Below are 12,451 nucleotides of genomic sequence, written 5' to 3' on the forward strand. Positions count from 1 at the left end.
CTATTTAAATTTTCTCGATTACGTCTAATTCCACTTTCAAATTCTTGATGATAAATTCTTGCCTGTCTGGAGTATTTTTACCCATATAGAAAGACAATAATTGCTCAATCGAAGTGTTTTTGTCCATCATAATAGGATCTAAACGAATGGTTTCTCCAATGAAATTTTTGAACTCATCCGGAGAAATTTCTCCTAATCCTTTAAATCGGGTGATTTCTGGTTTTGGCTTTAGTTTTTCAATAGCATCTTTGCGTTCTTCATCAGAATAGCAGTAAATGGTTTCTTTTTTATTTCGAACCCTAAAAAGTGGCGTTTGCAAAATATACAAATGTCCTTCTTTTATCAATTCAGGAAAAAACTGCAAGAAAAAAGTAATCAACAATAATCGAATGTGCATTCCATCGACATCAGCATCCGTTGCAATTACGATATTATTGTAACGCAATTTTTCCAATCCGTCTTCAATATCCAAAGCCGCTTGCAGTAAATTGAATTCTTCATTTTCATAAACAATTTTCTTGCTCATTCCATACGAATTCAAAGGCTTACCACGCAAACTAAAAACTGCTTGTGTATTCACATCACGTGATTTGGTAATCGACCCAGAAGCGGAATCTCCCTCAGTGATAAAAAGAGTACTCTCTAAACTTTTAGGATTCTTGGTGTCTGTAAGATGGGCTCTACAATCCCTTAATTTTTTATTGTGAAGATTTGCTTTTTTGGCACGATCAGTAGCTAATTTTCGAATCCCTGATAATTCTTTTCGCTCTCTTTCGGCTTGAAGAATTTTACGTAATAATGCATCAGCAGTTGCTGTATTTTTATGCAAATAATTATCTAATTTCGTTTTCACAAAATCATTTATGAAGGTACGTACTGATGGCATTCCTGGCTCTGAACCCATATCAGTCGAACCTAATTTAGTTTTGGTTTGCGACTCAAAAACGGGCTCCATAACCTTTATACTTACTGCACTTACAATGGATTTTCTAACATCCGAAGCTTCGAAACTTTTGTTATAAAATTCCCGAATGGTTTTTACAATCGCTTCTCTATAAGCCGCTAAGTGCGTTCCACCTTGCGTGGTATTTTGTCCGTTTACGAAGGAATGGTATTCTTCGCTGTATTGTGTTTTACTGTGTGTTAAAGCAACTTCGATATCATCGCCTTTCAAATGGATGATTGGATATTCCAAATCATCGGCGTGAATGGTTTCTTCCAATAAATCTTTCAGACCATTCTCCGAAAAATATTTTTCTCCATTGAATAAAATAGCCAAACCATTGTTCAAGTAACAATAGTTTTTAAGCATTTTGATTACATATTCATATCGGAATTTATAATTTTTGAAAATCGCTTCATCTGGAATAAAAGTTACTTTAGTTCCTTTTCGCTTAGTGGTATCAATTACATCTTCTTCGAGAACCAAATTTCCCGCAGAGAATTCCGCAGCTTTTTGTTTTTCGTCTCGAACAGATTCCACACGAAAATAATTAGACAAAGCATTCACGGCTTTTGTCCCTACTCCGTTCAAACCTACAGATTTCTTAAATGCCAAGGAATCGTATTTTCCTCCAGTATTCATTTTAGAAACCACATCAATCACTTTTCCTAATGGAATTCCACGTCCGTAATCTCGAACAGTAACCGTTTTGTCTTTGATCGTTACCTCGATAGTTTTACCGGCACCCATGACAAATTCATCGATACAGTTATCGAGTACCTCTTTTAGAAGAATATAAATACCATCATCTGGGGAAGATCCGTCGCCCAATTTCCCGATGTACATTCCGGGACGCATACGAATATGTTCTTTCCAGTCGAGCGACCGAATATTATCTTCGGTATATTGATTTTGTTCGGACATTGTAAAATTTGTGGATTTTGTGCTAATGTAGTGTAATTCGATAAAATTTAAAATAGGAAGTCATCAAAGTTATTAAGAATGATATTGACATTTTCTATTGAAAGATTGAAAACTAAAATGAACTCCTAAATAATTTTATAAATCGCAATTATTTTTCCATTCACAAAAACAGAAACAAAAGAGTTTTTTTTACCCACCAAGGAGATTTCATAGTCTAAATCATTTTTTTGATCTAAATAGATAATTTTATTATCGATACTAGAAGAATATTCAACAGTATCATATTCATCCAATCCTTGAATTGCAAAAATAAAATTTCCCGATTCAGATGTTGAATGCAATCCTGATTTAGGCTTAATTAATTGATAATTATTTTGAAAATAATTTCCAAAAAACAAAGGTAGTTTTGCGAAGTCATTTTTATTTTTTTTCGTTAAAAGCCAGTTTTCATCTAATGGATAATGATTTAGAAAGAAACTATCTGGATTTGTAAAAAAATAACTATCATTGAAATAAAACTTAAATGAATTTGTTTTAACAGAAATAAATCCTGCAGCTAATGTCGCATCAATGAATTTCCAATCATTACCTATTCTAATCACATTCCAAGCATGATTTATATCTATAGGTAAAATTCCAATTTGTGATGGATTAGATTTTAAATTTCCGATTATAATCTTAGCTTCTATCCCCAATTTTAAACATAAATATTCTACCAAAGCAGCGTACGAATGACAAACGGCTTTTCTAGAAACCATAGCACCAGTGACTATATCTAATTTAAATTTCCTTTCTTTAATTTCTTTTTCTTTTTCGGTTTTATAAGAAAATGCGTTCATGGATTTAAATTCCATAGTTTTAGCTAAATCAACATCATAACTTATATTAGTTGCAACCCATTTAAAAACAGCCCTTGCTTTCTCATCCTGCTTGGAAAAATCGCTATTAATTAATCCCACTAATTGATCGGTACTGATTATACTTTTAGGATAAGCATCAACAATAGAATCTACTATATTATATTTTTGAGAATAAGTCGTATTTAAAAACGAAAGGCATAAAAAAAGTAATAACAAATTTTTCAATTGCATTCTAATATAAATTAGTTTAAAAATTCTTGATAATCTCTTTCAATTGATTGTCTAATTCAGGATTAGAAATTTTACCGTTTACAGCATCAAAATTAGCATCAAAACTAGGCAATGAGAAACTTGCTTTTATATTTCCTCCATAAAAAGGAAAAGCATTTTTTGCAATTCCCAAAACGCTACCACCACCTCTGGCTCCCGGAGAAGTTGCCATCAACAGCATAGGTTTTTCCTGAAAAACTTTCCCTGTAATTCTGGAACACCAATCAAAAACATTTTTGAAAGCTGCTGAATAATTTCCGTTATTTTCAGCAAGGGAAACCACTAGAATATCAGCGGTGGCAATTTTAGCCAGAAATGCTTTTGCCAGCTCGTGTTGACCAATTTCTTTTTCTATATCAACAGTAAATATTGGCATTTGGAAATCATTCAAGTCCAATACCTCCACTTCGGCATTTCCAAAAAGATTTGCTGCGTACGTTGCTAATTTTTTATTGATAGAGTTTTTGCTGGGGCTTGCGCCAAAAGCGATTATTTTCATGATACTTTATTTTTACTAAAAGTAGTAAAAATTGGCTCTGATGCAAAATAATTAGCCACAGATTCACCCATTTTGAAAACGAATATAAAACTATGAAATCTGATATTCACCAAAATCTATTTTACCCCAGATTACAACGGAAAGCATTTTTCAGATCAATCTTATTTTTTCTTGATAAAAAAGAGCGACCAGAGGAAGCTCCTTTTTTGTCTTAGAAAAAAGAGATTGATGGAAAAATCTTGAAGTGTAAAGCTGGATTAGGTGCATAAAAAAAGTCGAAAGCTATTACTAACTTTCGACTTTATGATTTTCGATTTTATAACTTTTTTAGACGTTGAATCTAAAATGCATCACATCACCATCTTTAACAATGTATTCTTTTCCTTCTACTTTGAACTTTCCTGCTTCTTTACATTTAGACTCTGAACCGTAATGAACGAAATCTTCATAAGCAATAACTTCGGCACGAATAAAGCCTTTTTCGAAATCAGTGTGAATAACTCCTGCAGCTTGTGGTGCAGTAGCTCCAATATTGATGGTCCATGCACGAACTTCTTTAACTCCTGCCGTAAAATAAGTTTGTTGTTTCAATAATTTGTAAGCTGCACGAATCAATACTGATGCACCTGGTTCACTTAACCCCATGTCTTCTAAGAAAACTTGACGCTCTTCGTAGCTTTCCAATTCGGTAATATCAGCTTCAGCACCTACTGAAAGTACGATAACTTCAGCATCTTCATCTTTTACCAATTCACGAACTTGATCTACATATTTGTTTCCGTTAACTGCCGAATTTTCGTCAACATTACAAACATACAATACTGGTTTTGCGGTAATCAATTGGAAACCTTCCATCAAAACTTCTTCGTCATTATTTTGTGGCGTTATCGTTCTGGCTGATTTAGCCTGAAGTAAAGTCTCTCTAATTCTGTTCAACAACGCTTCTTCGACAATTGCTTCTTTATTTCCAGTTTTAGCGGCACGTTTTACTTTTTCCAACCGTTTTTCAACATTCTCTAAATCTTTCAACTGCAACTCAATATCAATTGTTTCTTTGTCACGAATTGGATTTACATTTCCGTCAACATGAACAATATTATCATTATCAAAACAACGCAAAACGTGAATAATAGCATTACACTCTCTAATGTTTCCTAAAAACTGATTTCCTAAACCCTCTCCTTTACTGGCTCCTTTTACCAATCCTGCGATATCAACGATATCAACAGTTGCCATTTGCACGCGCTCTGGTTTCACTAATTCTTCCAGTTTTTCTATTCTGGAATCCGGAACATTTACAACACCTATATTAGGTTCGATAGTACAAAAAGGAAAATTCGCACTTTGCGCTTTGGCATTAGATAAACAATTGAATAATGTTGATTTTCCAACATTTGGTAATCCTACAATTCCTGCTTTCATGTGTAGATAATATTTGATTTTAATGAAATATGGCAAAGCCATTCTTCATGCTATTTTTGTTTACAGATAACGGTCTCCCGCTAAAAGTTTTAGAATTCACTTTAAAAGTCTGCAAATATAAGATTTAATAAATGTTTGATAGCATAAACAATACATTTATGCATTTACATTATATTTTTTTACTTTTTTATCAATTCAATAGTATTCATAATAACAATTGATTGGTATAATAATTTTATCTATTGATTTTAGAACATCAATAAATGTTTATAAAAAATCAAACTAAATATTAATATTTTGTTAAAAAAAAATTATATTGCAAAAGATTTCAAACCAAACAAAAACCAAAATTAACTATTTATGAAAAAGTTTACATTATTATTATTCTTACTAAACGTCACGTTTCTTTTTGCACAAAAAGAAATTTCTGGCGCGGTAAAAGACAATGCCGGTGCTGGATTACCAGGCGTTAATATTATAGAAAAAGGGACGAACAACGGCGTCTCGACTGATATGGATGGAGCGTATAAAATAAAAGTTAAAGAAGGAGCTACTTTAGTTTTCAGTTATGTTGGATTCAATAAAGTAGAAAAAGCGGCTACTAGTTCTACTATAGATGTAATACTAGCGGAAGAAGGTGGACAAGCCTTAGATGAGATTGTAGTTACAGGAACAAGAACTGCTCCTAGAACTAATACTACTTCAGCGCTACCAATTGATGTATTATCATCAAAAGACATGATGTCCACGGGTCAAGCAACATTTGACAAAGCTTTACAGTACAGAATTCCATCATTTAACACTGTAAATACACCCGTAAATGACGCAACTTCATTATTGGACCCTTATGAAATTAGAAATATGGGACCAAGCAGAACTTTAATTCTTATCAACGGTAAACGTAAAAACTTGAGTGCATTAGTTTATGTTCAAACATCTCCAGGACGTGGGGAAACTGGGGCTGACATCTCTGCTATTCCTACAGATGCTATCGAAAGAGTAGAGATACTTCGTGATGGAGCATCTGCTCAATACGGCTCTGATGCTATTGCAGGTGTTATGAATATTATCTTAAAAAAGAATACAAGCGGTGGGTCTGTAACTCTTAGAACTGGAGTTACCGGTGAAGGGGATGGAGAAACGTACGGTTTAAGCATAAACAATGGAACAACTGTAGGCGATAAAGGATTTGTAAATTATACTATAGATTTTTCTAAAACAGAAATGTCAAATCGCCCAGGTAAAGTAGATGCCGCTGGAGAATTTAATTATTGGGGAGGAACTACTGCTGGGGTAAACACAATGACAGACATCCAAAACTTTTTATCTAGACATCCTGATGCGGGAAATATTAATGGAGCCCCTGAAACTGCTGCAGCTAAATTCCTTGTAAATGGTGGAAAAGACCTAAGTGAAAATGCGCAATTATATTATAACGCTGCCTATGTTTATAAAAAAGTAAATTCATTCGCAAATTATAGAACACCATATTGGAGAACTGCTACTGATTTTCCATATCTACCATCGTTATATGGTGATGGCTCACTTGCTTCTTATCAAGGGTATGTGCCAACATTTGAGGGTGAATTAAATGATTATAACGCTACAATTGGGTATAAATTTAATAAAGATGGTTGGAATGGTGATGCCAGTATTACAACTGGTGGAAATCAACAGAATTATACTGTTTCAAATTCACACAACCGTTCACAAGATGCAAACGGAGATTTTATATACGCATCAGACCCAACTTTTTATAGTGGACCACTTCGTTTTAACCCAGGTGGTGTAGGATTTACACATTATGTTGGAAACATAGACATTAGCAAACAAGTTTTTGATAATTTCAGTATTGCATTTGGTTCTGAATTTAGAACAGAAATATTTGAAGTTAGAGCAGGTGAAGAAGCATCTTATGTAGGTCTTGGAGCAGATTCTTACCAAGGAAATATGCCTGAAAATTCAGGTAAATTTAATCGCTACAATATTGGTTTTTATGCGAGTGCTTCTTTAGATATAACCAAAGATTGGTTAGCGGAAGGTACTATTCGTTATGAAGATTATAGCGATTTTGGAAGTAAAGCAGTTTGGAAGTTAAGTTCAAGATACAAGTTCGCAGATGATAAAGTAACTTTAAGAGGGTCTGCTTCCACTGGTTTCAGAGCACCAACTTTACATCAAATATACACTCAAAAAGTACAATCATCATTTGGTGGTGGTGGGATTCAGTTAGAAGGAATTATAAACAATGTTTCTTCTGCAGCAAGACAAAATGGTGTTGAAAATTTAAAAGCTGAAAGTTCTACTAATTACACGATTGGAATTGGAGTAAAACCATCTAGAAACTTTAGTGCTACTTTAGATTATTACAACATCAGTGTTAAAGACCGTATCGTTTTAGGTGATAAAATTACTTACAGTCCAGGTAACATTCAATCTTGGTTTACAAATGCAATTGATACAAAAACATCTGGTTTAGACCTTGTTGCAAATTATAGAAACATTGAATTAGGTTCTGGTAAATTAACCGTAAATCTTTCAGGAAATTATACATTAGAAAACAAATTAGATGGTCCTGTACGTAATATCGCTAGTGTTGAAGCTGTTAATCAATCCGTTTTTGGCGCTACACAAGAAGCTTTATTGCTTACTTCTCGTCCTAAATTCAAATACATTATTGGTGGAGATTACGAGATTGACAAATTCTCATTCTCTTTAAACAATACTGTTTTTGGACCTGCAAAATTCAAAAATGCTGATTTATATGACAAAGCACTTACTGTAGAGTTCTTAACTAAGATGGTTACAGATTTAGGTGTTTCTTATAAAGCCACAGAAAAAGTTACTTTAAATTTAAACGTAAACAATTTGTTTAACGTGTTACCAGAATGGAAATTAAAATCTGATGGTTCTGCAGGTGCAGAGGCTATTCTAAACAATCCTGCTACATTGAAAAATCAAATTAATGATTTAACATTTAACGGTCGTTATTCTCAAATGACGTACGATGGATCTCACTTTAGCCAATTAGGAACAATGTTTAATTTATCTTTAAACTATAAATTCTAATTAAGATATTGAATAATTTAAAAAGGACTATCGAAAGATAGTCCTTTTTTTTATTTCGTTTATTTTCCTTAAATTTAGTACTTATATAAACAAATATCATGACACATCTTTATGACGGACAAATGGCGGCAATTTTTGATGCCATGTACCAAACCTTCATTGATTATGATGAGGAATATCAGTTTTACAATAGTCTAATACAAGAATACCATTGTAAAACTATTCTGGAAATTGGGAGCGGCACGGGCAATCTTGCCAAACGATTTCAGGAAAATCATCAAGAATATATTGGCTTGGATTATAGTCAGAGTATGATTGCTATTGCTAAGAAAAGGAATGAAAACTGCATTTTCATTCATGGAGATATGAGGGAATTTGAATTGGAAAAACCAGTTGATTCGATAATCATCACGGGACGTTCCACCAGCTATTTGATATCCAATGATGATGTAAACAGCACTTTTGATTCTATTTATAAAAATCTTAATAAGGATGGAATTCTCATTTTTGACTTTATAGATGCCAATCGTTTTATTCCTTTTCTCAAAGAAAACGAAGTTATAATTCATGAAGCCGAATATGAAGAAATAAAATATTACAGAAACAGCAACTGGAAAACAACTTTATCAGATAATTTCATGCTGGAATGGACTGCGCAATATTACACCATGAAAGATGGCGAAAAAGAAATTATTGCAGATGATTTTTCAACAGTTCGTGTGTTCACCTTAAATGAAATTCAGTTGTTTTTATATTTAAATAATTTTGAAATCATTAAAATAATTGACAGAAAAACCTATGCTTACGATACGTATGTTATAGTTGCAAAAAAATTAAGCCCATTTCAAAATAAATCGCTTAACGTTTTTAAGTAAATAATGTAATTTTTCACAATAATTATGCAACAAATTTACAATCAGATAATTGTAGTTTTGTTATATACAAATTATTAAATAAAATATCATGAAAACTATAATTTTAGGAATGTCCGCTTTTTTATTATCATTAACTGTTCAAGCGCAAAATGAAAACATAAAGTCAGAAGTTAAAACTACCATCACAACAATTAAAGACTCAGAAGGAGAAAAAAAGTCAATCAAAACTCAGGAAGTCAAAGAAGTTCAAAATATTGAATTAAAAGATGCAGATTCTAATGTTTTGAATAAAGAAATGAAACAAACTCCCATTCAAGTTACCGCAACTACTGAAGTTACAACAAATGGAATTACTAAAGTAATTGATGTTGACAGATCTGCTTATTACAATTTAAATGGCAAAAAATATCAGGTTTCAACTGACAATAGTGGTTATAACATGTACTTTCCTGACGGTAAAAAAGCCGCTATTTTAAGAAAGACATCAAATAACAATTATATATATAATGCAAAAAACAAAACTTCCTACGGTTATTTTGATGCTAATGGCAATCTAATTTTGGAATCTTATGACTACAAAACGGATAAAATTACTGTTACAACATACTTTATTGTTAAAGAATAACAACTAATAATAAATTACAAAAAAAATCCTGAGTATGAACTCAGGATTTTTTTTATAATTTATACAAATCTATTCATTATGTAAAAATGCTTGTCTGTTTAGCAACGTTTCTTCGCTTTCTACATGATTTTCATCCGGAATACAACAGTCGACAGGACATACTGCCGCACACTGTGGCTCATCATGAAAACCTTTACATTCTGTACATTTTCCTGGAACAATATAGTATACTTCGTCAGAAATTGGAGTTTGAGCTTCATCCGAATCTACTTCAGTACCATCAGGCAAAACCACTTTTCCCTTTAATTTTGTACCATCTTTATATCTCCAGTCATCGGCACCTTCGTATATTGCAGTATTTGGGCATTCTGGCTCACAAGCACCGCAATTGATACATTCATCTGTTATTATAATTGCCATCTTTATATTTTTATGAGTTAAAAGCTATGCCTTTGGATACAAAACCATTTAAGATTTTTTCTCTTTTGACTTATAACTTATTATAGCTTATTTTTGTGCAAAATTACAATCAAAACTATTCATATACAAGTTACTTATGTTACAAAACGAAAAAAAGAGAAGTTTTATCGAATTAGGAAAATTTTTAAACCAATTTTCCGAAAATAATACTTCCAAGGAACCAACTGTTTTGAATAACGATTTATTTTTTGATGATTTTATCGATTTAATAAAATTATCACAATCCCATAATGGATGGTATACACCTGAACAAGTTTATTTTTCTATTCAATCTTGGGCTGAAGCATTAACTGAAGAAAATTTAAATCAATGGCTTTCTGCTTATGATTTTCAAATAAACGAACCTAAAAACATTGCTTTAATTCTTGCCGGAAATATTCCGCTGGTAGGGTTTCATGATTTCTTGTCGGTTTTAATCACAGGACATAATGTATTGATAAAAACATCTTCAAATGACCAACATTTATTGCCTTTTTTAGCTAAATACATCATAGCCGTTGACCCTGAACTGGCTGATAAAATAACTTTCGTTGAGGGCAAATTAGAAAACTTTGATGCCGTAATAGCAACGGGAAGTAACAATACCGCTCGTTATTTTGAATATTACTTTAAAAACAAACCTTCCATAATAAGAAAAAGCAGGAATTCAATTGCTGTTTTGAATGGAAAAGAAACCAAAGAACAATTAAGTGCTTTAGGTGAAGATATATTCCGATATTTTGGTTTAGGTTGTCGTAATGTCTCTAAAATTTTTGTTCCAAAAGGGTATACTTTCGATGCCTTTTTTGAAGCCATATTTGAATACCAGGATGTTATTCACTATGAAAAATATGCAAACAATTATGATTACAACAAAGCCGTTTTCCTAATGAGCAACTTCAAATTATTGGACAATGGTTTTTTAACCATAAAAGAAGATAAAAGTCATGCCTCCCCTATTTCTAGTGCTTTTTATGAATTTTACGATAACATCAAAGATTTACAAATACGATTGCAGTCAGAAAATGAGCAAATTCAGTGTATTGTAAGTAATAATCTGATAGAAAACAGCATTGATTTTGGACAAACGCAAAAACCTAAATTGTGGAATTATGCAGATAATATCGATACTATTTCATTTTTGATAACAATATAGTGTAAAAATGTTTAATTTTTTCGAATTATTTAACGCTTTTTAAACTCCTATTGCCGAAATTTGCACTTTAATTTTTTGGACTTAAACTACACCATGAAAAAACACAACTACAGCGCAGGACCTTGTATTTTACCACAAGAAGTTTTTGAAAAATCAGCACAAGCTATTTTAAACTTCAACAATTCTGGTTTATCCATTTTAGAAATTTCACACAGAAGCAAAGACTTCGTTGCCGTTATGGATGAGGCAAGAGCTCTTGTTATTGAACTTTTAGGCCTAGAAGGAAAAGGATACCAAGCATTATTTCTTGCTGGCGGAGCTAGTTTAGAATTTATTATGGCTCCTTATAACTTAATGAAAGAAGGTGGAAAATCTGCTTATCTTGATTCAGGAACATGGGCATCAGCAGCTATAAAAGAAGCAAAACTTTTTGGTGATACTGTTATTGTCGCTTCATCAAAAGAACAAAATTACAATCACGTTCCAAAAGGATACACTGTCCCTTCAGATGCTGATTATTTCCATTGCACCAGTAACAACACTATATTTGGTACACAAATGAAGGAATTTCCATCACTTGATATGCCAATTGTATGTGATATGAGTTCTGATATATTTTCAAGAGAATTGGATTTTTCTAAATTTGATTTGATTTATGCAGGAGCTCAAAAAAACATGGGTCCGGCAGGAACTACTCTAGTTGTTGTGAAAGAGGAAATTTTAGGTAAAAATGGCAGAATAATCCCAAGCATGTTGGATTATACGAAACATATCAAAGCAGAAAGTATGTATAATACTCCACCTGTTTTCCCTGTTTACGCATCGTTATTGACATTACAATGGTTGAAAAACCTTGGAGGTGTTGCTGCAATTGAAAAAATAAACAATGCTAAAGCAGCATTACTTTACGGAGAAATTGACAGAAACCCATTATTCAAAGGAGCTGCAGCTATTGAAGATCGTTCTAACATGAATGCTACTTTCTTATTGAATGATGCTGCTCATGCAGAAACATTTGATGCAATGTGGAAAGCTGCGGGAATATCAGGATTACCTGGACACCGTTCAGTAGGTGGTTACAGAGCTTCTATGTACAATGCGCTTCCATTAGAAAGCGTTCAAGTATTGGTTGACGTAATGAAAGAATTGGAAGCAAAAGTTTAATCGTTAATTTGGTTATTTGGTTATTTGTTTAATCGAAATAACCAAATTAATTGAAATTAAAACAATGTTGATTTACTGGAAATTCTAGCCCCGATAGCAGTGAAAATCCTTTCCAGTCCTGAACTTGTTTCAGGATCCTGAAACAAGTTCAGGACTGGAAAGATTGCAACGAATAGCGGGAAATA

At 32.6% G+C, this 12,451-nt stretch carries 10 protein-coding genes; 5 read left to right on the plus strand and 5 right to left on the minus strand.

Features of this window, described 5'->3' with window-relative positions; translation table 11 throughout:
- Positions 1-4: 4 nt before the first annotated feature.
- The 4 genes from ACM55F_RS09250 to ychF all read right to left on the minus strand — a co-directional run bounded on the left by ACM55F_RS09250 (position 5) and on the right by ychF (position 4,918).
- A complete protein-coding gene (locus ACM55F_RS09250) occupies positions 5-1,867 on the minus strand; it encodes a DNA topoisomerase IV subunit B (protein WP_416853516.1) in 1,863 nt (620 codons plus the stop codon).
- A 125-nt stretch (positions 1,868-1,992) separates the two neighbouring features.
- Entirely contained in the window at positions 1,993-2,958 is a 966-nt protein-coding gene (locus ACM55F_RS09255) for a transglutaminase domain-containing protein (protein WP_416853517.1), read from the minus strand.
- Positions 2,959-2,974: 16 nt separating this feature from the next.
- Positions 2,975-3,496, minus strand: coding sequence for an NADPH-dependent FMN reductase (locus ACM55F_RS09260; protein WP_416853518.1), 522 nt, complete (start codon positions 3,494-3,496; stop codon positions 2,975-2,977).
- 327 nt (positions 3,497-3,823) lie between these two features.
- Entirely contained in the window at positions 3,824-4,918 is a 1,095-nt protein-coding gene (gene ychF / locus ACM55F_RS09265; protein WP_416853519.1) for a redox-regulated ATPase YchF, read from the minus strand.
- A gap of 360 nt (positions 4,919-5,278) precedes the next feature.
- Between ychF and ACM55F_RS09270 the strand changes: the two genes are divergently transcribed.
- The 3 genes from ACM55F_RS09270 to ACM55F_RS09280 all read left to right on the plus strand — a co-directional run bounded on the left by ACM55F_RS09270 (position 5,279) and on the right by ACM55F_RS09280 (position 9,487).
- Positions 5,279-7,987, plus strand: a complete 2,709-nt coding sequence (locus tag ACM55F_RS09270) for a TonB-dependent receptor (RefSeq protein ID WP_416853520.1) — start codon at positions 5,279-5,281, stop codon at positions 7,985-7,987.
- A gap of 98 nt (positions 7,988-8,085) precedes the next feature.
- Positions 8,086-8,862, plus strand: a complete 777-nt coding sequence (locus tag ACM55F_RS09275; RefSeq protein WP_416853521.1) for a class I SAM-dependent DNA methyltransferase — start codon at positions 8,086-8,088, stop codon at positions 8,860-8,862.
- An 88-nt stretch (positions 8,863-8,950) separates the two neighbouring features.
- On the plus strand, positions 8,951-9,487 hold the full coding sequence (locus ACM55F_RS09280) for a hypothetical protein (RefSeq protein WP_416853522.1): 537 nt from the start codon (positions 8,951-8,953) through the stop codon (positions 9,485-9,487).
- A 69-nt stretch (positions 9,488-9,556) separates the two neighbouring features.
- Here the strand turns inward: ACM55F_RS09280 and ACM55F_RS09285 are convergent, their stop codons facing one another.
- Positions 9,557-9,907: a 4Fe-4S dicluster domain-containing protein gene (locus tag ACM55F_RS09285; RefSeq protein ID WP_416853523.1), complete on the minus strand. Its 351-nt coding sequence runs from the start codon at positions 9,905-9,907 to the stop codon at positions 9,557-9,559.
- Positions 9,908-10,043: 136 nt separating this feature from the next.
- Between ACM55F_RS09285 and ACM55F_RS09290 the strand changes: the two genes are divergently transcribed.
- Entirely contained in the window at positions 10,044-11,102 is a 1,059-nt protein-coding gene (locus tag ACM55F_RS09290; RefSeq protein ID WP_416853524.1) for an acyl-CoA reductase, read from the plus strand.
- A 93-nt stretch (positions 11,103-11,195) separates the two neighbouring features.
- Positions 11,196-12,266, plus strand: coding sequence for a 3-phosphoserine/phosphohydroxythreonine transaminase (gene serC, locus ACM55F_RS09295; RefSeq protein WP_416853525.1), 1,071 nt, complete (start codon positions 11,196-11,198; stop codon positions 12,264-12,266).
- Positions 12,267-12,451 lie beyond the last annotated feature (185 nt).

Source organism: Flavobacterium melibiosi (assembly GCF_048158545.1).
Classification (GTDB): domain Bacteria; phylum Bacteroidota; class Bacteroidia; order Flavobacteriales; family Flavobacteriaceae; genus Flavobacterium; species Flavobacterium melibiosi.